This is a genomic window from Mesorhizobium loti (genome assembly GCA_014189435.1).
GTDB lineage: Bacteria > Pseudomonadota > Alphaproteobacteria > Rhizobiales > Rhizobiaceae > Mesorhizobium > Mesorhizobium loti_G.
The window spans coordinates 5,589,387-5,612,617 of sequence record CP050293.1; the positions used below are offsets into that span (position 1 = coordinate 5,589,387).

Sequence of the window (23,231 nt, forward strand, 5' to 3'; positions counted from 1 at the left end):
AGATCAGAGGCAATCATGCAACTCTTTCCTTGCCCATTCTGCGGCCCGCGTGACGAGACCGAGTTCCACTTTGGCGGGGATGCCGGCAATGCGCGGCCGGACGGCGCCGACGTGCCGATCGAGCGCTGGGCAAACTATCTCTATCTGCGCGCCAACCCCAAAGGCACGGCGCGCGAAATCTGGGTTCACATGAACTGCGGCGAGTTCTTCGTCATGGAGCGTGACACCGTCACCCACAAGGTGCTGTCCTCGGCCGCTCTCGGCGGGGAGCACGCCGCGTGACCGCCTCGCGTCTTGCCACCGGCGGCAGCGCCATCGACCGGTCGCGCCCGATCCGTTTCAGCTTCGACTGCGCCACCGTGCAAGGCTTTGCCGGCGACACCATCGCCTCGGCGCTGCTGGCGGGTGACGTCGCGGTCGTCGGCCGCAGCTTCAAGTACCACCGGCCGCGCGGCATCTGGGGCGCAGGCGTGGAAGAACCGAACGCGCTGGTCGATATTGGCGGCCCACGGGCGACGCCGAACACGCGGGCCACGACCGAGCCGGCGCGCGACGGGCTGGTGGCGAAAAGCGTCAACGCGACGCCCAGTGCGCTGACCGACCGCAACGCCTTCCTCGACCGTTTTGCGCGCTTCATCCCGGCCGCGTTCTACTACAAGACTTTCATGTGGCCGGACTGGCACAGGTTCGAGTCACGCATCCGCGCCATGGCGGGGCTGGGCAAAGTCGATGCCGACTGGACCTCGCCGGGCATGGCGGACCAGGTCAACCACCATTGCGACGTGCTGGTGGTGGGCGCGGGGCCGGCTGGGCTGGCGGCGGCAAGACTGGCGTCTGGCGCTGGTCTGACCGTCACACTGGTCGACGACCAGCAGAGCCCCGGCGGATCGCTTGGCCATCGTGCCGCTGAGATCGACGACAAACCGGCGGCGGCCTGGATTGCGGAGACGGTTGCAGCACTTGGCTCGGCCGGCCAGCTGATCCTGCCTTCGACCACTGCCTTCGGCATTTACGACCACAATCTGGTCGGGCTGAACCAGCGCCATTTCGACGGCCGGCCGGATACGCTGTGGCGGGTCAGGCCGCGCCGGATCGTGCTGGCGACCGGCGCCATCGAGCGTCCGCTGCCTTTCGCCAATAACGACCTGCCGGGCATCCTGTCGGCGGATGCGGCGCTCGCTTATCTCCGGCGCCACGCCGTACTTGTCGGCCGCCGCATCGTCGTCGCCACCAACAATGACAGCGCTTACGAAGTTGCGGGCGCGCTCGCCGAGGCTGGGGCTGACGTTGCGCTTGTGGACATTCGGCGCAACGGCACGCCTAACGCGCCCGCCAATGTCCGGCTGATCAAAGGGCGCGCCCTGGCTTCCGCCAGCGGCAGACTGCGCGTCGACGGCGTGACGCTCGACGACGGCTCCAGGTTGGATGCCGATTGTGTGCTGATCTCCGGCGGCTGGACGCCGACCATTCATCTCTTCGGCCAGGCCAAGGGCAAGCTCGCCTGGAGCGAGGCGCGCGCGGCCTTCCTGCCCGGCGATCCGGTCGACGGCATCGCCGTGGTTGGTGCCGCAGCCGGCGCGGTCGCCTTGTCGGAGGTGTTTGCTGGCGCCGGCACCGCCGTTGCATCGCTCGGCCAGACGAAGGCTGCCCTACCGCGCAGCACCGGACCGGAGGCGACGGGCGGCATCCGCCCGGCATGGCCGATTCCGGGCTCGAAGGGACGCATCTGGATCGACTATCAGAACGACGTGACGGTGAAGGACGTCGAACTGGCGGCGCGCGAAAACTTCGTCTCGGTCGAACATCTGAAGCGCTACACCACGCTCGGCATGGCGACCGACCAGGGCAAGACCTCCAATCTGCCGGGCCTGGCGCTGATGGCCGGTATCACCGGCCGCACGGTGCCGGAGGTCGGCACCACCACCTATCGGCCGCCGTTCACGCCGGTGCCGTTGGCAAGCTTTGCCGGGGCGCGCGTCGGCGAATTGATGGCGCCTGTGCGCCGGCTGCCGCTCGAAAACGTCCACCGTTCCAGCGGCGCCGTCTTCCAGGAATATGGCGGCTGGCTGCGCCCAGCCCACTATGGCGGCAGTACTGACGCGGAGCGTTCGATCGCGGACGAGGCGCTACGCGCCCGTCAATCTGTGGCGCTGTTCGATGGCTCGACGCTCGGCAAGATCGAGGTAATCGGACCGCAGGCGGCGGCGTTCGTCGATTTCCTCTACTACAACACCATGTCGACGCTGAAACCGGGGCGCTGCCGCTACGGCTTCATGCTGTCGGAGAATGGCGTGGTCTTCGACGACGGCGTGCTGGTGCGGCTGGACGAGCATCGCTTCGTCGTGTCGTGCTCGTCCTCGCATGTAGCTGCCGTCCATGCGCGGCTGGAGGAATGGCGCCAGGACCGCTTCGGGCGCGGCGCCGTCTACATCCACAACGCTACATCAGACATGGCGACGCTGACCGTCTCGGGGCCAAACGCCCGAAAACTGCTCGAAGCGCTGGACCTCGGTCTCTCGCTCGACGACGCCGACCTGCCGCATATGGCGATCGGTCATGGCACCTATGCCGGTGACGAAGTCCGCATCGCCCGCGTCAGCTTCACCGGCGACAGGAGCTACGAAATCTCGATCCGTGCCGATCGAGCCGAGCCGCTATGGGCGCGACTGCGCCAGGCCGGCCAGGCGTTCGATGCCATCGTCATCGGCCTCGAAGCGCTGATGATCCTGCGCGCCGAGAAAGGCTTTATCGTCATCGGCAAGGACACTGACGGCACCACGCTGCCGCACGATCTCGGCGTCGACGGTCCGCGCGCCAAGCGCCAGACCGAGTTCGTCGGCCGCCGCTCGCTGTTCACCGAAGAGGCCTCGCGCGACAACCGCATGCAGCTTGTCGGATTGGCGGTGCCGCAAGGCGAAGCGCCGCTGCCGACCGGCGCGCATGGCATCAAACGGATCGACGGCGGATTGCGCAGCCAGGGCTTTGTCACCTCGAGCTACCAGAGCCCGACGCTTGGCCGCCCGGTTGCGCTCGGCCTGATCGAGCGCGGCGCGACGCGCCATGGCGAGACGATCGACATCCAGCATCTCGGCAAGATCAGCAAGGCGACGATTACCGCCCCTTGCGCCTTCGACCCGGCAGGAGAGCGGCTGCATGCGTGATCTCGCGGAAAAATGGTTCGTTGCACCGGACTGGCAGGGCGCGATCATCGCCACGCCGGGCCTCGCGATACGAGCTGTCCTCGACCTCAACCAGTTGCTGGTCAGCGGCGACCTCGACGCGTGGGCACGCGTTTCGGGCGCCGATGGGACCGGCGTGGGCGCCTTTGGTGCCGCGCAGGGCGATCGCTACGCGGCGCGGCTGGCGCGCGACCGGCTGCTCGTCGTCTCGGACAGCCCGCTCGCCATCGCGACGGGCTGGCACGCAGACGGGTTCGCGGTGACGGCGATCAGTGCCGGGCTGCAAGTGTTCGAGGTCGAGGGCACGGCGCTCGATGCTTTCATCATGCGTGGAACGACACTCGATCCCGCGAAGCCAAGTGCCAGTGCAGCACTGTCCTTTGCCGGCATCAGCGCCATCGTCTATCGCCATGAAGACAAACTGCGCATCCACGTCGACCGCGGTCTTGCCGCCTATCTCTGGACATGGATGGAAACGGCGGCCCGCAACATTGCCGCCGGATCAGCAAATTAGCCGGCTAATACGCAGCCGGAAATCCCTTGAGCCAATCGCCCTTCCGCTTCGGAGAGGGTGCGTTTGGATCTTCAGAGAATCCGTTGCAAGGGCTGGACGCCGTCGCGCAAGGATTCAACTCTGTAGCCGGTGCGCCGTTTTTGAATCGCCGTCGCAGTTTTACCGGAGCCGATCATGGTCCAAAAGCACACCAGCCGGTCATCCTCCCATCCCTGGATCGACACGATCTGGCAAACTGTGTGTTTAAGTGACGGAATTTATCTGGCCACACCGGACGGATCGTGGGATCTGATCCGCAGCGTCGCCCCGGATGGTCAATCCGTTATGTTTCTAAGCGGGCAGGCAACTGAGCCCGTCGAAGTGCCATACGTTGAAGGTGAGCACTCCGTTGTCATCTCCTTTGCCGCCCATGTCTATCTTGCGCGCGACAAAGAGGTGCGAACCGGCGCGACCGTCCGTTTTCTAGATGTAAAAGAAGACGAATTTTTACTCGACGGAGTTGAACTGCCGCTCCCAACATTTCTGAACGCCGAAGCTCTTGTCGATCGGATGATCGTGGCAGGGTTGCTCGTTTCCAACGACGTTGTGGCCAGGGCCTTTACCGAAAAACCCAAAGCCGCCTCCAAACGCTCGGTACAACAGCATTTCAAAAACACCACCGGCATTACGCAGAAAGATTTTCAGCTGATCCGTCGCGCGCAGGAAGCGGTGCGGCGCTTGAAAGCCGGTCATAGCGCCGTAACGGTGGCTTTCGACCTTGGCTACACGGATCAATCGCACATGATCAGGTCCATCAAGAAGATAATGGGTTCGTTGCCATCAAACCTTGATGCGGTTCACAAGATCTGATGCCGGGCGAGCCTTTCGCCCGGCGAGCGCCCACGGCTGAGCTATTTCGCAACAAGTGCAGCGAATTGCTTGATGTCTTCGACATAGAACGCTGGATCCTCCCACGCAGCGAAATGACCTGCCTTTTCCATATCGTGAAATTGCACGACATTTCCCGAGGTCTGGCGCTCCGCCCATTCACGGGGCAGGCGAACTCCGCCTGGAATCGGCACTTCAGTCGCCACCGCCACCGGAACCCTGGTGTTCTTCCCCTTGATCGTAGGCGGCTGCATAGCGTTTTGATTGTAGACGCGGAACGATGAGGCGGCCGTTTCCGTCAGCCAGTAGATCATGATGTTGGTCAAAAGCTCATCGCGACCAAATCTGGCATCCGCATCATCGCCGACCCCCATTCCGGCCATGAAGCTCATGATCCATGCCGCGAGTCCTACCGGCGAGTCATTCATGGCGAAGGCAAGGCTTTGCGGCTTTGTGGCCTGCACAAGATTAAAGGCGCCATGCATGAAGAACCATTGTTGAATCGCCCCTGCATAACCTTGTTCCAGCCCGCTCAGGGCGCCAAAATCCGTGGTCTGGTCCGGGTAGCCCACATCGGTCAGATGGGAACCAATAAGCTTGTCCGCGTGGCGCTGCGCCAGCGACATGGCGATCACCGACCCCAGATCGCCGCCCGCCACGATGAAGCGGTGGTAACCCAGGACATCATCCATGAGCCGGGCAAAAATGTCGGCCACCTTGTCGGCGGGAAGAGCCGTTTTGCCGGAGAAGCCAAACCCCGGAATGGAGGGCACGACAACGTGAAATTCCTCCGCCAGCGCATCCACGACTTTGTGGTACCGGTAAAAACTGTCCGGCCAGCCATGAAGCAAGAGGATTGCCGTCGCGCCCTTCTTTCGTGACGGTCGATGGACGAAATGCAGGTCAATCCCCTCAATATTGACCTTGTAGTTCGGCAACGCGTTCAGGCTCGCTTCGGCCTTTCGCCAATCATATTCATGGAGCCAATAGTCGGTCAGTCTCTTCATGTAATCGAGATTTGTACCAGTCATCCATCCTGCTCCGGCGGGCTCGTCCGGCCAACGGGTGTGTTGCAGGCGCGCCTTTAGATCGGCGAGTTGGTCATCGGAAATGGCAATCTTGAACGGGGCTGGCTTGGCCATTGTGGTGTTCTCCTCTGTGAGAAGGCGCGACGATTGGTGAGGCTGCCGAGAAGCGCTGTTGCGATGAGGCTTATCGCAGATCCGCGGCGGTTCATTTCGCAGCTCCTGTTTTGTTCAATGGAACCAAACTAACGGAGCGGCGGCAGCGCGGATTGTAAATTTACGCAAATCGTCCCGTTGAAACGAATGCTGGACGGTTTTCATTCTCCTGCCCAAGTTGGGCTAGGAATGGAGACACGACGACTAGCCTGGGCTACCTGCGACGCGTTCAACCGCGTCGCAGGTAAAGGGTGCGGCCGGCAAGGCGAGCAGTCGCTTTTGCTAGAGCGAGAACGACCAGAACAGGCAGGCCAGTGTCGCGGCGGCGAACACCACGAAGAACAGGCTGCGCAGCAGCACGTTGCGGCGCAGCTCGTTCATGACGAAGTGACAACCGACGATCGCCGCCGCAAACAGGAACCGCCAGTTCAGCAATGCCCACACGGCGCTGCCCTGGCCGAAAGCCCATCTGGCGACCAGACAGCCGACGATGGTCGCAAACAGCGCGATCACGGTCCAGAAGAGGGCGTCGGCGGTATGAGTCAGGACGATGCCGGCCGCCCTGATCGGCAGGATCATCATCAGCATCGCGCTGAAGAAATAGACGGCGGCAATCGGGATGAACACGCCGGCATCGGCAATGCCGTCAAGGCGCCTGACGCCGATCGCGCCATAGGGATAGCCGTGCCTGGCGACAGCCAGGCTCAACGCCATGAGCAAGGCCGTCAGCACGGCGACGAGTGCGAAGGATGTGAGGGCTTTGCTCATGACGTTCCTGTCCCAGACGAATCAGACAGGAACGTTTTTAGCGGGCGGTCGTAAATTGCGCGTAAGCGAGGGCACTGCCCTCGCCTATTTCGATCGCGGCGCAATCCGCTGCCGGCAAGTTATTCGGCGGCGATCCTGCCGGCCGAGCGGTTGGCCAACACGAAGCCGACCTCGTCGACCGCTTGCGCCGCACGCTTCAGGATGGCCTCCGAGCGCAACACCCCGTCGGTGAAATCCTTGTCGGTGGCGTAGACGGCGGTCGGCAGGGCAAAGGCCTCGAAGAAGCCGAACAGCGGCCGCAGCTGATGTTCGACGATCAAGGCATGGCGCTCGCCACCGCCGGTCGCCGTCAACACGACGGGCTTTCCCCGCAATGCCGCCGGATCGATCAGGTCGAAGAAATGCTTGAACAGACCGGTATAGCTGCCCTTGTAGGTCGGCGAGCCGACGACGAGGACGTCGGCGGCGAGGATCTGTTCCAGGATCGCGCGCGCCTGGCCGTCGAGATCGCGGGCCCATTTCGCCGTTCCCAGCGACGGACCGAGATCTTCGATGTCATAGGTGCTCGCCGAAAGGCCGTGGCTGGCGGCGATGTCCCTGGTGACCAGATCGACGAAGGCGCGCGTCTTTGACGGCCGGGTGATGTTGCCGGAAAAGCCGACGACTGTTGGATTTGACATGGCAGTGGGCCTCTTGGGAATGATAGTCGAAGGTTTGACGTGGCGGGCCGCCCGCCCGCCGGTGGGAAATCAGCTCCAGGCGTGCAGCGGCGGGTTTTCGCCGTTGAGGAAATATTTGCCGAGGATCGAATACTTCCAGCGCACCGGATCGTGCAGCGTGTGGGTACGGGCGTTGCGCCAATGCCGGTCGAGATTGTGTTCGGCCAGCGTCGAGCGGGTTCCCGCTAGCTCAAACAGCTTGTTGGTGGCGGCGATAGCGATCTCGGTCGACAGGATTTTTGCCTCGGCGGTGACGATCTGTGCATGCGCCACCGTCTCGGCGGTCGGCTCGGCCACCGCGCGGTCGATTGCCAGGCCGGCCTTTTCCAGCAACGCCTGCGCCGCGTGCAAACGCAGCGTCAGATCGCCGATGGCCTGGATGGTGTAGGGATCGTCCCAGGCATTGTCGACGCCGCTGTCGATCCAGGCGCGGCTCCTGGTCCTGACGAAGTGAACCGTCTCGTCGATCGCCGCCTGGGCGATGCCGGTGTCGACCGCCACCTGGATGATCTGGAAGATGGCGCCGTCGGCGGTCGGCTTGTCGTAGCCCTTGTAGCCTGGCACCAGATGCGTCTTCGGCACTTTGACATTGTCGATGATGACGGTGCCGGACAGTGTCGTGCGCTGGCCGAAGCTCGACCAATCGTCGATGACCGTCAGGCCGGGTGCGCCGCGGTCGGCGATCGCATACCAGGCGCGGCCCTCGTCATCGAGCGCCACGATCGGCACCAGATGGGCAAGCAGCGCGCCGGACGAATAGAATTTCCGGCCGTTGACGACGACATGATCGCCGGCATCGGTGAAGCGGGTCTCGAAATCGGCGGCGCGCTTGGAACCGAATTCGGAGAAGGCGTTGCCGAACCGGGTGCCCTTCAGCGCTTCGGCGAACAGCAGCTTCTGCTGATCGGCTTCGGACACGGTGCGGATGGCGGCGACGACGCCGAGATGGTTCTGGGCAATCTGGCCGATCGAGGAATCGGCGGCCGAGATGATCTCGATCACCTTCGCCAGCGTCGCATAGGACACCTCCGGCCCGCCAAAAGCTCTGGGCACATTGATCGACCATAGGCCGCTTTGCGAGAATGCATCGAGTTCGGCAACCGGCCAGATCCGCTCGCGGTCGCGTTTGGAGGAGTCCTTGACGAATTCGGCAGCGAGCGCGTGAGCGATGGCAATCGCCTCGGCGTCATCCTTGATGATATGCGCCGGGGCGGTTGGCCGCGCGACTGGCGGCACGGCGGCGGAAGCGTGGTCGGTCTTGACGGTCGAAACGGTCATTTCAATGCTCCTTCGGATTTCGTTTCAGGCCACGGCATGGAGATGGGCTGGCTTGGCGGCAGGCGATGCCTGCTGCCCGAGATAAAAGGCCCTGACGTCCTCGCGCTGGCGAAGCTCGGCAGCCGCGCCAGAGAGGACGGAGACGCCGTTTTCCAGCACCGTGGCGTGGTCGGCGTATCTGAGCGCCACCGCCGAGTTCTGCTCGGCGACCAGGATCGACAGGCCGGTCTCGCGGTTGAGTTTTCTCAAGCTCTGGAAGATGTCCTGGACGATGAGCGGGGCGAGCCCCATCGACGGTTCGTCGAGAACCAGCAGGCGCGGCCGCGACATCAGCGCCCGGCCGATCGCCGTCATCTGCTGTTCGCCGCCCGAAGTCAGGCCGGACAATGTCCGGCGCTTTTCCCTGAGCCTCGGGAAATAGCCGTAAATCCGCTCGAGGTCTTGATTGATCTCGGCGCGGCTGCCGCTGCGGCCGATGCCGCCGGCGATCAGGTTCTCCTCGACGGTGAGGCTCTTGAAGCAGTGGCGCCCTTCCAGCACCTGCACCAGCCCGGCACGCACGAGATCGCCCGGCTTGCGGCGCGAGACATCCGAGCCTTCATAGCGGATGGTGCCGGAATTGACCTGCCCGCGTTCCGCCGGCAGCAGGTTGGAGACAGCCTTCAGCGTCGTGGTCTTGCCGGCGCCATTGGCGCCGAGCAGCGCCAGGATATGGCCGCGCCGAAGCTCGAAGCTGACGCCGTGCAGCGCCGTGATGGCGTGGTTGTAGGTGGCATGGACCGTATCCACGGCAAGAATGACGTCATTGTCCGGCATGGGCTCTCATTTCCGTGGTTCGATGAACCGAAACAGGCCTGGCGCCGCGGAACCCGATCCGCAGCGCCAGGCCTTGGCTGATCAGTTTGTGGTCACGGCGTCGGCGTCGTCAGCCGTGCGCAGCTTGATGCCCTTTTCGGCCGCATAGGCCTCGGCGGACTTCTCGATGATCGGCCGCAGCAGCGCCCAGTCCGGCGCGATCCAGTCGGAGACGACGTTCCACTTCTTGCCGTCCCATTGCTGGAAGGTCACGTAGCCTTCGCCTTCATGGTTGTCCCAGCTGACATTGATCGAGTGGAACAGGTCCTTGGCGCCGAGCGCCTCGACCTTGGCCGGATCGAGCTTGAGATGCTCGAAGCCCCAGCGGACCTCGTCGCCGGTCAGCGTGCGGTGGCCGAACTTCTCCTGCGCGACGCGGATCGCCTCGACATTGAGGATGCCGTTGACGATGCCGAGATTGTGGTAGACCGAGCCGATGCGCGCCTTGTCTTCCAGATTGCCCTTGCCGGCGCCGTAGACCGTCTTCACGATCTCCTGCACCACCGGGTAGGAGTTGCCGGAAGCCTGGGTGGTGATGGCGGTGTAGCCCTTGGCGGCGTCGCCGGCGGGGATGACGTCCTCTTCGGAATTCGACCAGACATTGCCGACGATATGGTCGACGGGGAAGCCGACTTTCACCGCCGTCTTCAACGCCACCGGGTTCATCACGCCCCAGCCGCGCAGGACGACGAAGTCCGGCTTGGCGCGGCGGATGGTCAGCCACTGCGACTGCTGCTCATTGCCGGGATGCGGCACCTCGATCTGCTGCACGGTGAAGCCGTATTTCTGCGCCAGCAGCTCATAGATCGGGATGGTCTCCTTGCCGTAGGGCGAGCCGTGATAGAGCACGACGATCTTCTTGCCCTTCAGTCTGTCGATGCCGCCTTCCTTGGAGGCGATGTAGTTCACGATGCCCGAGGTTTCGCTGTAGGGGTTGAGCAGCAGCGGGAAGACGTAAGGGAAGACACGTCCGTCGGTCGAGTCAGTGCGGCCGTGGTTAACGGTGATCAGCGGCACCTTGTCGGCGGTGATGCGGTCGATCATGGCATAGGCGATGCCGACCGAAAGCGGGTTCCAGGCGGCAGCACCCGCATGGCTCTTCTGCCGCTCGTAGCATTCGACGCCGCGCTCGACCTCATACTGGGTCTCGCACTCGTCCCAGGTCAGCTTGACGCCGTTGACGCCGCCGTCGCGGATGTTGATGAGGTTGAGGTAATCGATGAAGCCGCCGAAGAAGCCGGTGCCGCCGGCCGCGTACGGTCCGACGCGATAGCTCTGCAGCGGGAAATATTGTTCGTCGGCATGCGCGGCGGGCAAGGCCACCGACACGATCATCGCCGCGGACAGCGCCGCCGCCTTGATTGTGCTGAGGAAAGTCATGGTTAGAGTACTCCCGGTATGGGCCGTCTTGGGTTCGGCCTCTGGCTCATTTTCAAATGTCAGTTCGGAGTGGATGCATGGGGCTCAGGTCGACTGCCAGGCGAACAGGAGCCGTCTTCGGATCCTGTCCCACAGCGCTACCAGCCCGTCGGGTTCGAGGATCAGAAACAGGATGATGAGCGCGCCCAGCACGATGCGCTGGCTCATGTCGAGCACGCCCGAGTCGAAGAGATCGCCGAGCAGGAAGCCGCCGAGGCGAGACAAGCCAAGCGGAAAGACCACGATGAGGGCGGCGCCGAAGAAGGCGCCACGGATCGAGGCCAGGCCACCAATGATGATGATGAACAGGATCTGGAACGACCGGTCGAGATCGAAGCCATCCGGCTCGACGGTCCGCAGATAGGCGAAGGCCCAGATGACGCCGGCAACGCCGATGATGAAGGACGAGATGGCGAAAGCCAGCAGCTTGGTCTTCAGCACCGGGATGCCGATGATGCGAGCGGCGGTTTCATTGTCGCGGATGGCGATGAAGTTGCGGCCGGTCTGCGACGTGACCAGCCGGTGGGCAAGGAAAGTCAGGATGCTGACGATGGTCAGCGCGAAGAGATAGCGGCCGATGGCGCCGTCGAGCGCGAAGCCTGAAATCGACAGCCTCGGCGCATCGATGACGCCGGACGCCGAGTTGTTGGAGAACCAGCTGAACTTGGTCAGCGCCCATTGCACGAAGAACTGCGCGGCAAGCGTCGAGACCGCGAGATAAAAACCCTTCAGTCGCAAGCTGGGCAGGCCGAAGACGATGCCGATCGCGGCGGCGACGATGCCGGCCAGGAAGATGCTGCCGATCAGCGGCAACCCTTCGACGCGCAGGTTGAAATTGTAGGCGGCGAAGGCGCCGGCCGCCATGAAGGCGGCACTGCCAAGCGAAACCTGGCCGGCGTAGCCGGTGAGGATGTTCAAGCCCACGCCAGCGAGGCTGAGCGCCAGGAACGGCAGCAGGATGGCTTCGAACAGATAGCTCGAGCCGATCAACGGCACGACGCCATAGGCGAAGGCGAGCAGCAGCACGGGCACGACCCATTTGGGCAGCACCGGCGCGGAGGAGAAATCGCTTGTTATGGCGGTCATCGCTCAGATCCTCTCGACAAGCTTCTGGCCGAACAGGCCGGAAGGACGGATGAGCAGGAAGACGAGCGCGACGACATAGGCGAACCAGCTCTCTATGCCGCCGCCGAAATAGTCGCCGATATAGACCTCGGCGAGCTTCTCGCTGGCGCCGATCAAGAGGCCGCCGACGATGGCGCCGAGGATGGAATCGAAGCCGCCCAGCACCAGCACCGGCAGCGCCTTCAGCACCACCAGCGACAGCGAGAACTGCACGCCGAGGCGTGCGCCCCAGAGCAGTCCGGCCACCAGCGCGACGAGGCCGGCAGCAGCCCAGACGGTGGCCCAGATCAAGGGCAGCCTGAGGCCGACCGCAAGGGCTGCGAACTGGTCGTCGGCGACGGCGCGAAAGGAGAGGCCGATGCGGGTGTAGCGGAAGAACAGCGACAGCAGGAGAACCATGCCTGCCGCAACCACAGCCGCGAAGATGTCGAACTGGCTGATCAGCACGCCGCCAACTTCGAGCGGCACGTCCTCGATGCCGAGGTCGAGGCCATGGACCTGCGTGCCCCAGATCAGCTGGGCGGCGCCCTCGATGATGTAGGACAGGCCGAGCGTCGCCATGAACAGCGTGATCGGCGGCTTGTTGGTCAGCGGCCGCAGCACAGTGCGCTCGATGGCGACACCCATCGCCACCATGATGGCGAAGGTGACCACCAGCGCCAGCGCGAACGGAATGCCGCGCTCGACAAGGCTGACGAAGGTGAGTGCCGCGAACAGCAGCATCGCGCCTTGCGCGAAGTTGAGCACGCCCGAGGTCTTGTAGATCAGCACGAAGCCGATCGCGACCAGCGAATACATGACGCCGGAGAGCAGGCCGCCGACGAGCACTTCGATGAAGAACTGGTAGTCGAAATCGGCGATCATATGCCTGCCCCGTCCTCATTGTCCGAGGCGACGCCGAGATAGGCATCGATGACGCGCTGGTCGTTCCTGACTTCGTCGGGCGTGGCGTCGGCGATCTTGCGGCCGTAGTCGAGAACGGCGATGCGGTCGGACAGGCCCATGACGACGCCGACATCGTGCTCGATCAGCACGACGGTGGTGGCGAAGCGGTCGCGCGCGGCGCGGACGAAACCCGCCATCTCGCTCTTTTCGCTTGCCGTCATGCCGGCCATCGGCTCGTCGAGCAAAAGCAGGCGCGGCTCAGCGACCAGTGCACGAGCCAGTTCGACCCGCTTCTGCAGCCCGTAAGGCAGTGTGCCGACTAGACGATCGCGAACATGGGTGAGGTGGAGGAATTCGAGGATTTGTTCGGCGCGGCTGCGCGAGTCGCGCTGCTCGCCGCGCGAGCGGCCGATGCCGAGCACCTGGCCGGCAAAGTTGGAGCGGACCTTGTAAGCGAGGCCGGAAGCGACATTGTCGAGGACGCTGAGGCCTTTGAACAGCGCAAGGTTCTGGAAGGTCCTGGCGACGCCGAGATGCGCCAGCCGCTGCGTCGGCACCTGGGCATAGAAAGTGCCGTCGAGCTGGACATGGCCGCGATCCGGCCGGTAGACGCCGCTGATGACGTTGATCAGCGAACTCTTGCCGGCGCCATTCGGGCCGATGATGGCGCGGATCTCTCCTGATAGAACCGACAGATCGATATCGGCCAGTGCCACGACGCCACCAAACGACAGGCTGATGCTCTGAAGCGAAAGCAATGCAGAGGCGACGCCGTCAACGGAGCCGATCGGCTCACCGTCGGCTTCGGGCTGCTGCTCCAGCGGGCTTGACGGCAGGCCGCGCGCAAAGACCTCCGGCGCATAGGCGGAAGCCTCCATCACTCCGAGCGTATAACTGGGCAGAGGCATTCCAATCGTCCTCGATTGCTTCAGCAGGCGCGCAAATTCCCATTGCGGCTCGATGGCTCGAGCGCGCCGGGTGGCTTTCATTTCGTGTGCCGGCCGGAACCTGTCCGGCCAGCCGGTGGGGGGTGACTACTCCGCCGCCAGCGACGCTGCCTGCTCGGCGTTTTCCAACTCGCGGACGAGCGGAATGACATGCTTGCCGAAATACTCGACCTCTTCCTGGAAGTGCAGGAAGCCGAGCAGGATGAGATCGGCGCCTGCGCGCTTCAGGTCAACGATGCGCTCGGCGACTTGCCTTGGCGTGCCGATCAGGTTCGAGCGGAAGCCGTCATTGTACTGGACCAGATCGTCGAAGGAGGATTTCGCCCAATTGCCCTCACCCTCCGGCGAAGCCTTGCCGGCATTCTTCACCTCGTGGCCAAAGGCGTTTACCGCCTCGGGATTGGCCTTGACGATGATTTCGGCGAGCACCGCCCTGGCCTCGTCCTCGGCCTCGCGAACGACCGCAAAAGCGTTGACGCCGACCTTGACGGAATGGTTGTTGGCCTTCGCCTTGGCCCTGATATCGTCGACCTGCTTGGCAATCTCGGTGGGTGTGTTGCCGTTGGTGAAATACCAGTCCGAAACCCGCGATGCCATGTCTCGCGCGGCCCGCGATGAACCGCCCTGGAAGATTTCGGGCAGCGGTTGCGGTGGCTTCGGCTTCAGCGAATATTCATTGAAGCGATAGAAATCGCCGCGGAAAGTGAAGCTGTCTTCCGTCCAGATTCCGCGCAGTGCCCGGATGAATTCCTCCGAGCGGCGATAGCGCTCGTCATGATCGAGCCAATGCTCGCCGATGGCGTGGAACTCGCCACGGAACCAGCCGGAGACGAGGTTGATCGCGACGCGGCCATTGGTCAGGTAGCTGATGGTGGCGATCTGCTTTGCCGCCAGCGCCGGGTTCCACGGTCCGGGCAGGATCGCTGCGATGACCTTGAGCGTCGTGGTCGCCGCCAGCAGATCATGGCTGAACGCCACCGATTCATGCTGTTCGTCGGCGCCGTAGCCGGCGGTGAAACGGATCTGGCTGAGCGCGTAGTCGAAGCCGGACTTCTCGGCGATCTGCGCCAGCTTGCGGTTGTATTCGGCCGAATGGTTGGTGCGCTGCTCGATGTTGGAGATCACCAGGCCGCCCGAAACATTGGGCACCCAGTAGGCGAATTTGATCGCGTCGGTTTCTGCGTGTGCCATGAACTGTCTCCCATTCTGGCCGTGTCGTTGATCGCCCCGGCCGCGCCGGCTTCCCCAATATTTATTATGTTTATAGAATATATATACAAAGAAGGATTTTCCGTTTTTAAGGCCCTCTTGGGACGGAAATACCAATTTCATCAGGCCGAGCCGGCTTGCCGGGGTCAGCTCGTGACTGGCCCGAGCGTGGCATTGGCGCCGACAGCCTCAGTCGACGGCAGCGTTTCGAGCAGCTTCGTAATTTCGGCCGCGACCGCCTGGGCATGGCGGGCAACCTCGGGCAGGCCCATGAGCTCGCCGAAAGTCGCTCGCGCCAGCGGACCGGCAACGAAGAGTGTCGAGACTATCTTGCCATCCCGGCCGACGGCGCGGCTGTCGAGACTTGTCTCGATGCCCAGCCCGTATTGGTCCGTCCTGATCAACCCGGCCTCAGCCAGCGAGCTTAGCGCCGGGTTCAGCCGCAGCGCCTGCCCATGGGCCGGACCGGTGGTGTTGATGACGGCATCGAAGCGCGTCGTCTCGATCCGCGTCTGCCCGCGCCGTTGAAAGCTGACCGCCAGGCTACCGTCCTCATCGTTCGATGCGACAAGCCTGGCGGCAATGGTGTCGAATGTGCCGGCCGCATGACGCCGGTCGAGCACGGAAGCGACCTGCGGAGCGATCCTGAAGCGATGCACGTCCCAGAACACGCGCAGTTGGCGCACCAGCCTTGCCCGCTCCGACGGGGCAAGTGCGGCCCACACCACAGGACCCTGCAGGCGCAGCTGGTCGAAAACGGACTGCCAGTTGACATTGGCCGCACGCGCCGAGGCCAGTGCCGCGCGTATGGTCTTGAGCAAGCCAAGCGCCGTGGCAGCCGGCGCCGAGGCAAAGTCGCCGAAGGGCTCGCCCCTGATGTCAGGGTGGCCGCGCGAGCGTAAGCCGCGGCGCGACAGCGACAGGATGCGGCCGCGATGGCCTCGGCGGTCGAGTTCGGCGACCATGTCGGCCGAGGTCAGTCCCGAGCCGACGATCAACACCGACGCGTCCGGACCGATCCCGGCAAGTGCTGATGGCGCGTATGGATCGGCGATGAAACCCGACGCTTCCGACAGCGAGGTCAGCGCGGTGGGAATTCCAGGCTGCGGATGCGTCGCTGCCAGGACGACGATGTCGGCGCCAATTGGCCCACTTGGCGTGCGCACGGTCCAGCCCGTGCCACTGGCATCACGCGTCACACGGGTGGCGGAACCTTCAACATGGTGGACAGCGCCGGAACTGAGATAGGGCGCCAGATGCTCGGCGACATAGCGGCCGAACACGCGCCGGCGCGGATAGGCGTCGCCATTTTTCCAGATGGCGTCGATGTCGCGCTCGAGCTCGCCACTGCCGGCCAACCAGCGCGCAAAGTGCTGCGGATCGTCGGGAGCCATGCTCATTCTGACAGCCGGGACATTGACCCGGTGCGACGGCTCCTCGCTGGAGTAGGCAAGGCCGCCGCCCAGCAAGGGTCGCGGCTCGATCACAGAAATGGAAATGCGCTCCGACCGATGGAGTTGCGCCAGGTGCCAGGCCAGCGCCGCGCCGGAAAAGCCGCCGCCGATTATGGCGACGCGCAACCGACGGGCCGGAGGGAGCGCGTTCACGAGGCGCTGGCGAGCGACTTCGGCCGGTGGTCGCCGGCGATGGTCTCGCCGAACGGACCGGTGTTGACGGACGAAGCAGCAACTTTCACCGGATGATCGGTCGGCAGTTTCGGCAGCACCAGCTCACCGAAGCGATAGGCTTCTTCCAGATGCGGGTAGCCGGAGAGGATGAAGGTATCGATGCCGAGGCGCCGGTATTCGTCGATGCGCTCAGCGATCGTGTCGGGGTCACCGACAAGGGCAGTGCCGGCACCGCCGCGCACCAGGCCGACGCCGGCCCAGAGGTTGGGCGCGATCTCGAGCTTGGCGCGATTGCCGCCGTGCAGCGCGCTCATCCGCGCCTGGCCAACCGAATCCATGCGGGCAAAAACCTTTTGCGCCGAGGCGATCGTCGCATCGTCGAGGCGGCTGATCAGCCTGTCGGCGGCGGCCCAGGCCTCCTCGGTCGTTTCACGCGCGATGACATGCAGGCGAATGCCGAAAGACAGCTTGCGGCCGGCCTTCTCGGCCAGTTCGCGCACGCCGTCCAGCTTGCGCTCGACATCGGCGGGTGGCTCGCCCCAGGTCAGATACTTATCGATCTCCTGCGCCGCCACCACGGATCCGGCGTCGGACGAGCCGCCGAAATAGAGCGGCGGATAGGGCGTCTGCACCGGCGGAAACAGCAGCCTTCCATCCTCGATGCGGAAATGCTTGCCGTCGTGCTCGACCGTCTCGCCACTCAGCACCCGCTTGTAGATCTGCAGGAACTCCTGCGTCACCTCATAGCGCTCGGCGTGCGACAGGAAGATGCCGTCGCCCTTGTTCTCCAGCGGATCGCCACCGGTGACCACGTTGATCAGCAGGCGCCCGTTGGAGATGCGATCCAGCGTCGCCGTCATGCGCGCGGCCAGCGTCGGCGATTGCAGGCCCGGCCGCACGGCGACGAGGAAACGCAAGCGCTCGGTCAGCGGCACCAAAGCCGATGCGATCACCCAGGAATCCTCGCATGCCCGGCCGGTCGGCAGCAGCACGCCGTAGTAACCCAGCGTGTCGGCAGCCTTCGCCACTTGCGTCAGATAGGGCAGATCGACGGCCCTGCCGCCTTCTGTCGTGCCGAGATAGCGGCTGTCGCCATGCGTCGGCAGAAACCAGAGCACCTTGATGCGTTCTGGAATGTCTTTGGTCATGGTCTTCCTCCCGTGTGCTGACGGAGGCGGCCGGCTATGCCTGCTGTGGTTGAGCGCAGGCGCAAAAGATTAGGCATGGCGTGGTCCTGTCCGGGTGGAAACCAGATCGCCAGTGCAGATTGCTTATTCCATAAATTCTGTAGAGTTAGTTTATTCCAAATCCGCTGACGGAATTAGAAATTCTCTCCATCCGCCCGAACGCGAACTCACTGGCTGCCACGCCTTCCTCGGGCGGCCAGGTCCCTCCCCCGGCGGCTGGCCTGTTGTCCTCGGCATCGGATTCCGGAAGCCATGGGCGAGTTGCACGCCCGAGCCGCCCCTCGTATTAGAGGCTTTCTGATTTTCATTCTAAACTGACCATTTCCGGCGACTTAAGCCACGGATTTCCCATGGACCTGGATCCTTCGGCGCTCAATAGGGCTCTTCCGCTCCGCGATCAGATCTATCACCAGATTCGCAACCTGATCGTCGTCGGGCAGATGAGGCCAGGCGAAGTGATCAACGAGGTGGCCATCGCTGAAGCGCTCGGTGTTTCGCGTACCCCGGTGCGCGAAGCGGTAAAGCGCATCAGCGACGAGGGTCTGGTCAACGTCCTGGCGCAGACCGGCACCTATGTCGCACCGATCAGCCGGGCCGACCTGGAAGAAGCCTACGTCATCCGCCGAGCCCTGGAGATGGAAAGCGCCAGGCGCGCGGCCGCCAAGTTCTCACTGGCAGCCAGCGAATTGCTGGAAGACAATATGGCAGCGCACCGGCTTGCCATATCGCAGGGCAGATATGCCACCGCGATACAACTCGACGATGTCTTTCACCGCACCATCGCCGAAATCTGCGGCCTGCCGATGATCTGGAGAGCCGTCGACATCTCCAAGGCGCAGATGGATCGCGGCCGCCACCTCGTCATCCCGAAGCCCGGCTATGGCGAACAGACGATCGAGCAGCACGAAGCCATCTTCGAGGCTTTGAGGCATCACGACGCCGAAGGCGCCGCGCAAGCGATGGAACGCCATCTCGAGACGTCGTTGCGCAACACGCTGGATGTCGCAGCCGACCTCCTCGGTTAGCCTCCCGCTGATATTGTCGCGGGTCGGGCGGACGACCTATTAGCGGGAATTGCCGCTTAGCCCGGCAACCGGCCGAGGCCAGCCGCAAAGCGCGCCACCATCGCCATGCCAACCTCGCTCGGTCGCATCGCGGGAGCCCGGTCGTGTATCGGGATGCCGGTACGAGCGCCGAACAGCCGCTTGCCGTAGCAGATCAGGTTTTCGATGCCCTGCATGACGAAGACCGCTGCCGGCAGCATTCTTGCATACTCGGCCTCGGCCGTTGCTTCGTCACCGGCCCGGAACGCATTGCAGGCGCGCACGGCGAGGTCGATGCCATCAGGCGCCAGGATCATGCCGCGGCAACCAATGCGGAAATTGTCGATCAGCTCCAGGCCGCCACGTCCGTTGAAAACCGGTATCCGGCCTTCGGTGCGTTCGATCAATCCCGCAATGTCAGTGACCGGACCCTCGCCCTTGATCAGCCTTATGTTGGGATGCAGCGTGACGAGGTCGCGGATTTCGTCCGATGACAGGCCGCGCCCGAAAAAGGCTGGTGCGTTCTGGATCGCCACAGGCAGGTCGGTCGCCTCGGCGACGCGGCCGAAGAACTTGATGTATTCCGGCGCACCATAGGATCCGACCGGCGGCGGCTGCAGGATCACCCAATCCGCTCCCACGCTTTCAGCATGGCGAAGCTGTGCCACCTGCTCGGCCACCGAAGCGCCGAAGATGGTGAAGGCGAGCGGCACTTTCCCGGCGGTGTCTTCCGCCGTCCAGTCCATGATCGTGCGGCGCTCGGCCTCGGTCAGCTTGGCGACTTCCGTCGCCAGGCCGAGTGCGGCCATGCCGTGCACGCCGCTCGCCAGGCAGATCTCGACCTGCCTGCGCATCGCCGCGCGGTCTAGCCGTTCATTCTCGTCGAACAGCGCGTAGAGAATGGCGTGAATGCCGTGGAAATCATCGGGCTTGAACTTTGTCACGCGGACCTCAATGGCTTTCGCGCGGGATGGCATGGCCACGGCTTCCGACGAGAAAATCGAGGTCGGCGCCACGATCCGCCTGCAGGACATGGTCGACGTAAAGCCCCTGATAGCCGCCGCGCATCGCCGGCTGCGGCGGAGCCCAGGATGTCCGCCGCTTTGCGAGCTCCTGTTCCGAAACGTCGAGATGCAATTTCCGCGCTTCGACATCGAGTTCGATCATGTCGCCGCTCCTGACCAACGCCAGCGGGCCGCCGATAGCGGCTTCGGGTGCGGCATGCAGAACGACAGTGCCGAAGGCGGTGCCGGACATGCGAGCATCGGAGATGCGGATCATGTCGCGGACGCCTTGCTTCAGCAGCTTCTGGGGCAATGCCATGTTGCCGACCTCAGCCATCCCCGGATAGCCCTTGGGGCCGCAATTCTTCAGCACCATGATCGACGTCTCGTCGATGTCGAGCAGGGGGTCGTCGATGCGCGCCTTGTAGTCGTCGATGTCCTCGAAGACGACGGCGCGGCCGCGATGCTTCATCAGAACCGGCGACGCGGCTGATGGCTTGATGATGGCGCCGTCGGGCGCCAGATTGCCGCGCAGCACCGCGATGCCGCCCTGCGAAGTGAGCGCCTTGTCGCGCGGTCGGATCACCTCGGGATTGTAATTTTGGGCATCAGTGATGTTGTCGCGCACGGTCTTGCCGGTGACCGTCAGCGCGTCGAGATCGAGCAGATCGGCGATCTCCTTCATGACCGCCGGAATGCCGCCAGCGTAGCAGAAATCCTCCATCAGAAAGCGGCCCGATGGCATCAGGTCGAGGATGGTCGGCACATCGCGGCCATATCTGTCCCAATCGTCCAGCGTCAGCTCGGTGCCGACGCGGCCGGCGATGGCGATGAGATGCACGACCGCATTGGTCGAGCCGCCGATGGCGCCATTGACGCGGATCGCGTTGGCGAAGGCCGCCTTCTTCAGGATGGCCGACGGGCGCAAATCCTCGTTGACCATCTCGACGATGCGCCGCCCGCTCATGCGGGCAATGCGGCTGCGGCGCGCGTCGACGGCGGGATAGGCGGCGTTGCCGGGCAGCGCCAGGCCGAGCGCCTCGACCATCGAGGCCATTGTCGAGGCGGTGCCCATGGTCATGCAGTGACCCGGCGAGCGCGACATGGCGCTCTCGGCATTGGCGAAATCCTGCTCGCTCATCACGCCGGCGCGGACATCCTCGGAGAATTTCCAGACATCGGTGCCGGAGCCGATTTCGCGGCCCTGGAAGCGGCCATTGAGCATCGGCCCGCCGGAAATGACGATCGACGGCAGGTCGCAGGAGGCCGCGCCCATGACCAGCGACGGCGTGGTCTTGTCGCAGCCAGCCATCAGCACGACGCCATCCATCGGATTGCCGCGGATCGCCTCCTCGACATCCATCGAGGCGAGGTTACGAAACAGCATCGCCGTCGGGCGCAGGTTGGACTCGCCGCAGGAGAAGACCGGGAACTCCAGCGGCAAGCCGCCGGCCTCCAGCACGCCTGCCTTGATGTGTTCGATCAGGCCACGGAAATGCACGTGGCAAGGCGTGAATTCGGAGAAGGTGTTGCAGATGCCGATCACCGGCCGGCCGTCGAAGGCGTCGTCGGGCAGGCCGTTGTTCTTCATCCAACTGCGGTGGATGAAGGCATCCTTGCCGAGGCCGCCGAACCAGTGCTGCGATCGTCTCTTGGTCATGGTTTTCCCGGAATTCAGGCAGGATGCTGGAGCTGGCTCAGCCCGCCATCGACGACAAGCGTGGCCGCGTTCATGAACGGGCACTCGTCGGAAATCATGAACACCGCAGCCAGCGCGATCTCACGCGCCGTGGCGATGCGGCCGCCGGGATGCAGCGCCATGGTGTTGGCGTGTGCTGCTGCCGGATCAGGAAAGCTGTTCCAGTAGTCGATGGCCTTCTGCGTCTCCACATAGCCCGGGGCCAGCGCGTTCACGCGCACGCCTTGCGCCGCATATTCGAGCGCCAGCGATTTGGTCAGGCCGAGCAGCGCGTGCTTGGCGACCGGATAGGGGAAGGTGTGCGGGATGATGGTGAAGCTGTGCGTCGAGGCGATGTTGAGGATGGCGCCGCCGCCGCTCGCGATCATGCCCGGCAGCACCGCCTTGCTGCAATTCCAGGCGCCCTTGACGTTGACGTCGAAATTGCGGTTCCATTCTTCCTCGGTCGCCTCGAGCGGCGTCGAGAACACATTGACCCCGGCATTGTTGATCAGCGCGTTGATCGGACCGATCTCGACGGTCGCTTGGCTGACGGCGGCGGCAATCGCAGCTCCGTCGCTGATGTCGGCTGCAAGGTGTCCGACATGGCCTTGCGGTGCGGCGAGGCCGGCGACCGTTTTGTCCAGCAGCGCACCATCGCGGTCGACCAGGAACAGCCTTGCACCTTCGGCAAGGCAGGCCTCGGCGATGGCGAGCCCGATGCCTTGCGCGGCGCCGGTCAGGAAGATGCGTTTGCCGGAAAGGCGCTCAGCCATTTTTATCCCTCCAGCCTAACGCCGGCCCAGTGCCGACGAGCGCAGATTGTCGAGCAGCACGGCAAGCAGCAGGATCACGCCGCGCACGATATACTGGTAGAAGGCCGGGATGTTGAGCAGGTTCATGGCGTTCTCGGCGATGCCCATGATCAGCACGCCGACGATGACGCCCGACATGGTGGCGCGGCCGCCGGCAAGCGAGACGCCGCCGAGCACGCAGGCCGAGATGACCGAGAGTTCCAGCCCGACCGCCGCGTTGGGCTGGCCCGAGGTGATGCGCGACGCCAGCAGGATACCGGCGATGCCGCAGACGACGCCCTGCAGCGCAAAAATCCAGATGCGCGTCCAGTCGACATTGACGCCGGCAAGCCGCGAGGCCTCCGGATTGCCGCCGATGGCCAGCGTGTTCTTGCCGAAGACGGTGCGGTTGAGCACGAAGCCGAAGATGCAAAACAGGATGGCGAGCACCCAGACCGGCGTCGGTATGCCGAGCAGTTTGGACAGTGCCAGCTGGTAGAAATCCGGGCTGTTGATGCCGACGGCGCGGCCGTCGGAAGCGATCAGCGCAAGACCGCGCACGATCTGCATGGTGGCCAAAGTGGTGATCAGCGCGTTGATGCGGAATTTGGCGATGACGACGCCGTTGATGAAGCCGACGAAGGCGCCGCAGGCGATTGCCGCCAGGAGGCCGAGCAGGATCGAACCGGTGTAATTCGACGCCATCACCGCGACCATGCCGGCGAAGGCGACGATCGAACCAACCGACAGGTCGAAGTCGCGCGCGGCAAGGCAGAACATCATGGTGCAGGCGACGATGCCGACGGTGACCACCGACTGCAGCAGGCCGAGCATGTTGCGGTCGGTAAGGAAGTTCGGCACCAGCAACGACACCAGCGCGAAGGCAACGACGAAGATGACGACGAGGCCCTGTTCGCCGAGCAGGATTTTCTTCAACTGGTCGGTCATGCC

Annotated in this window: 21 protein-coding genes; 5 read left to right on the forward strand and 16 right to left on the reverse strand. The window is 63.9% G+C overall.

Features of this window, described 5'->3' with window-relative positions; all coding sequences use genetic code 11:
- The first annotated feature begins 15 nt into the window (after positions 1 to 15).
- The 4 genes from HB777_26715 to HB777_26730 all read left to right on the forward strand — a co-directional run bounded on the left by HB777_26715 (position 16) and on the right by HB777_26730 (position 4,542).
- Complete coding sequence (locus HB777_26715; GenBank protein ID QND67159.1) at positions 16 to 282, forward strand: sarcosine oxidase subunit delta; 267 nt, start codon at positions 16 to 18, stop codon at positions 280 to 282.
- Positions 279 to 3,161 (forward strand): sarcosine oxidase subunit alpha family protein, encoded by a 2,883-nt coding sequence (locus tag HB777_26720; GenBank protein QND67160.1) that lies wholly within the window; start codon positions 279 to 281, stop codon positions 3,159 to 3,161. Before HB777_26715 ends, HB777_26720 begins: the two co-directional genes overlap by 4 nt.
- Positions 3,154 to 3,693, forward strand: a complete 540-nt coding sequence (locus HB777_26725; GenBank protein ID QND67161.1) for a hypothetical protein — start codon at positions 3,154 to 3,156, stop codon at positions 3,691 to 3,693. Before HB777_26720 ends, HB777_26725 begins: the two co-directional genes overlap by 8 nt.
- A gap of 174 nt (positions 3,694 to 3,867) precedes the next feature.
- A complete protein-coding gene (locus tag HB777_26730) occupies positions 3,868 to 4,542 on the forward strand; it encodes a helix-turn-helix domain-containing protein (protein ID QND67162.1) in 675 nt (224 codons plus the stop codon).
- Positions 4,543 to 4,583: 41 nt separating this feature from the next.
- Here HB777_26730 and HB777_26735 read toward each other — a convergent pair whose 3' ends face one another.
- From HB777_26735 to ssuD, 12 genes are all read right to left on the reverse strand, one after another.
- Positions 4,584 to 5,702: an epoxide hydrolase gene (locus tag HB777_26735; protein ID QND67163.1), complete on the reverse strand. Its 1,119-nt coding sequence runs from the start codon at positions 5,700 to 5,702 to the stop codon at positions 4,584 to 4,586.
- A 321-nt stretch (positions 5,703 to 6,023) separates the two neighbouring features.
- The gene (locus HB777_26740; protein ID QND67164.1) at positions 6,024 to 6,509 is read right to left on the reverse strand and encodes a hypothetical protein; all 486 of its coding nucleotides are present in this window, start codon (positions 6,507 to 6,509) and stop codon (positions 6,024 to 6,026) included.
- 119 nt (positions 6,510 to 6,628) lie between these two features.
- The gene (gene msuE / locus HB777_26745) at positions 6,629 to 7,189 is read right to left on the reverse strand and encodes an FMN reductase (protein ID QND67165.1); all 561 of its coding nucleotides are present in this window, start codon (positions 7,187 to 7,189) and stop codon (positions 6,629 to 6,631) included.
- A 69-nt stretch (positions 7,190 to 7,258) separates the two neighbouring features.
- Positions 7,259 to 8,506 carry an SfnB family sulfur acquisition oxidoreductase gene (locus tag HB777_26750; GenBank protein QND67166.1) on the reverse strand — a complete coding sequence of 416 codons (1,248 nt, stop codon included), beginning with the start codon at positions 8,504 to 8,506 and terminating at the stop codon, positions 7,259 to 7,261.
- 24 nt (positions 8,507 to 8,530) lie between these two features.
- Positions 8,531 to 9,322 carry an ABC transporter ATP-binding protein gene (locus tag HB777_26755; GenBank protein QND67167.1) on the reverse strand — a complete coding sequence of 264 codons (792 nt, stop codon included), beginning with the start codon at positions 9,320 to 9,322 and terminating at the stop codon, positions 8,531 to 8,533.
- An 81-nt stretch (positions 9,323 to 9,403) separates the two neighbouring features.
- On the reverse strand, positions 9,404 to 10,741 hold the full coding sequence (locus HB777_26760; protein ID QND67168.1) for an ABC transporter substrate-binding protein: 1,338 nt from the start codon (positions 10,739 to 10,741) through the stop codon (positions 9,404 to 9,406).
- An 84-nt stretch (positions 10,742 to 10,825) separates the two neighbouring features.
- Positions 10,826 to 11,866: a branched-chain amino acid ABC transporter permease gene (locus HB777_26765; GenBank protein QND67169.1), complete on the reverse strand. Its 1,041-nt coding sequence runs from the start codon at positions 11,864 to 11,866 to the stop codon at positions 10,826 to 10,828.
- Between the two features lie 3 nt (positions 11,867 to 11,869).
- The gene (locus HB777_26770) at positions 11,870 to 12,769 is read right to left on the reverse strand and encodes a branched-chain amino acid ABC transporter permease (protein ID QND67170.1); all 900 of its coding nucleotides are present in this window, start codon (positions 12,767 to 12,769) and stop codon (positions 11,870 to 11,872) included.
- Positions 12,766 to 13,698: an ABC transporter ATP-binding protein gene (locus HB777_26775; GenBank protein ID QND67171.1), complete on the reverse strand. Its 933-nt coding sequence runs from the start codon at positions 13,696 to 13,698 to the stop codon at positions 12,766 to 12,768. Before HB777_26775 ends, HB777_26770 begins: the two co-directional genes overlap by 4 nt.
- Before the next feature lie 126 nt (positions 13,699 to 13,824).
- Positions 13,825 to 14,928 (reverse strand): dimethyl sulfone monooxygenase SfnG, encoded by a 1,104-nt coding sequence (gene sfnG, locus HB777_26780; GenBank protein ID QND67172.1) that lies wholly within the window; start codon positions 14,926 to 14,928, stop codon positions 13,825 to 13,827.
- A gap of 164 nt (positions 14,929 to 15,092) precedes the next feature.
- Complete coding sequence (locus HB777_26785; protein QND67173.1) at positions 15,093 to 16,553, reverse strand: NAD(P)-binding protein; 1,461 nt, start codon at positions 16,551 to 16,553, stop codon at positions 15,093 to 15,095.
- Positions 16,550 to 17,722, reverse strand: coding sequence for an FMNH2-dependent alkanesulfonate monooxygenase (gene ssuD / locus HB777_26790; GenBank protein QND67174.1), 1,173 nt, complete (start codon positions 17,720 to 17,722; stop codon positions 16,550 to 16,552). Before ssuD ends, HB777_26785 begins: the two co-directional genes overlap by 4 nt.
- A gap of 389 nt (positions 17,723 to 18,111) precedes the next feature.
- Here ssuD and HB777_26795 point away from each other — a divergent pair, with 389 nt between their 5' ends.
- The gene (locus HB777_26795) at positions 18,112 to 18,786 is read left to right on the forward strand and encodes a GntR family transcriptional regulator (GenBank protein ID QND67175.1); all 675 of its coding nucleotides are present in this window, start codon (positions 18,112 to 18,114) and stop codon (positions 18,784 to 18,786) included.
- Positions 18,787 to 18,842: 56 nt separating this feature from the next.
- On the opposite strand, the gene HB777_26800 is transcribed toward HB777_26795, so the two are convergent.
- From HB777_26800 to araH, 4 genes are read right to left on the reverse strand one after another with little or no spacing between them, the layout of a single operon-like run.
- Positions 18,843 to 19,748, reverse strand: a complete 906-nt coding sequence (locus HB777_26800; protein ID QND67176.1) for a dihydrodipicolinate synthase family protein — start codon at positions 19,746 to 19,748, stop codon at positions 18,843 to 18,845.
- 7 nt (positions 19,749 to 19,755) lie between these two features.
- Positions 19,756 to 21,468, reverse strand: a complete 1,713-nt coding sequence (locus tag HB777_26805; protein ID QND67177.1) for a dihydroxy-acid dehydratase — start codon at positions 21,466 to 21,468, stop codon at positions 19,756 to 19,758.
- Positions 21,469 to 21,482: 14 nt separating this feature from the next.
- A complete protein-coding gene (locus HB777_26810) occupies positions 21,483 to 22,262 on the reverse strand; it encodes an SDR family oxidoreductase (protein QND67178.1) in 780 nt (259 codons plus the stop codon).
- Positions 22,263 to 22,277: 15 nt separating this feature from the next.
- Positions 22,278 to 23,228, reverse strand: a complete 951-nt coding sequence (gene araH / locus HB777_26815; protein ID QND67179.1) for an L-arabinose ABC transporter permease AraH — start codon at positions 23,226 to 23,228, stop codon at positions 22,278 to 22,280.
- Positions 23,229 to 23,231: the final 3 nt, after the last annotated feature.